Origin of the sequence: Nocardia sp. CDC159, assembly GCF_023740735.1 — a bacterium.
Classification (GTDB): Bacteria; Actinomycetota; Actinomycetes; order Mycobacteriales; family Mycobacteriaceae; genus Nocardia; species Nocardia pulmonis.
Genome location: NZ_JAMRXH010000045.1, coordinates 1 through 1299 on the forward strand (window position 1 = coordinate 1; position 1299 = coordinate 1299).

Below are 1299 nucleotides of genomic sequence, written 5' to 3' on the forward strand. Positions count from 1 at the left end.
GTACTTGCCGAGCAGGAACCGCAGGTTGGTCTCCGCCATGTAGTAGTAGGCGATGATCGTGGTGAGGCAGAAGAAGGCCAGCGATACAGCGACGAAGGTGGAGCCGACCCCGCTCCACAAGGTGTCGACTCCGACCTGGGCGAAGGCCGGTCCGACCGCGACATCCGCGGGCAGCGCCCCGCCGTCGGCCAGCACGGCCCCACTGGCGCTCTCGCCGTCGAACACTCGATAGGCGCCGGTCGACAGGATCAGGAAACCGGTCGCGGTGCAGACGAACAGAGTGTCGACATAGACCGCGAACGCTTGCACCAGGCCCTGCTTGGCCGGATGGGAGACCTCGGCGGCCGCGGCGGAATGCGGCCCGGTGCCCTGCCCGGCCTCGTTGGAGTAGACCCCGCGCTTGACGCCCCACATCACCGCCGAACCGATGATCGCGCCGAATGCCGCGTCGGCCCCGAACGCGCTGGCGAAGATCAAGCGCAGAATGCCCGGGATCTCCGCGGCATTGGCGAACACGATCACCAACGCCACCGCGATGTAGACGATCGCCATGAACGGCACCACGACCGCGGCGAACGCCGCGATCCGCTTGACCCCGCCGATGATCACGAACGCCAGCACGACCACGGTGCCGACGCCCACCGCCCACATCGGCACGCTCCAGGCCTGATGCATCGCCGAGGCCATCGAATTGGACTGCACGCTGGGCAGCAGCAGCCCGCAGGCCAACACGGTCACCGCCGCGAAGACGAATCCGTAGATCTTGAACAGCGATGCTGCCCGGGTGTGGGCCATCGCCCGGCTGAAGTAGTACGCGGGTCCGCCGCGATACTCACCGGTCAAGCGGTCGCGGGTCTTGTAGATCTGGCCGAGGGTGCACTCGACGAACGAGGTCGAAGCCCCGAGAAACGCGACCGCCCACATCCAGAACAACGCCCCCGGCCCACCGAAGGCGATGGCGGTGGCGACACCGGCGATATTGCCGGTACCGATCCGGCCGGACAGCGACATGGCAAGCGCCTGGAACGACGACACACCCGCAGCGGACTTCTCGCCCTGCAACATCAGCCGGATCATCTCCGGGATCTGGCGAACCTGAACGAATCTGGAGCGGACGGAGAAATACACCCCGGCCGCCAGACACAGATAGACCAGGTTGTCACTCCAGATGTAGCCGTTGACGGCATCGAGGAACTCGGTCAAAACAAGTACTCCCATCGAGGTATCGACGTCACCGGAGATACTCGCGTGCCTGATATGTCCGGTTATTGCCGATTGGTCACGACGATGTTACGAGCG

1 protein-coding gene is annotated in these 1299 nt (G+C 65.1%); it reads right to left on the bottom strand.

The features are described from left to right. On the bottom strand, positions 1-1203 hold a 1203-nt coding region (locus tag NDR87_RS37045; RefSeq protein WP_251919010.1), incomplete at its 3' end, for a sodium:alanine symporter family protein. Positions 1204-1299: the final 96 nt, after the last annotated feature.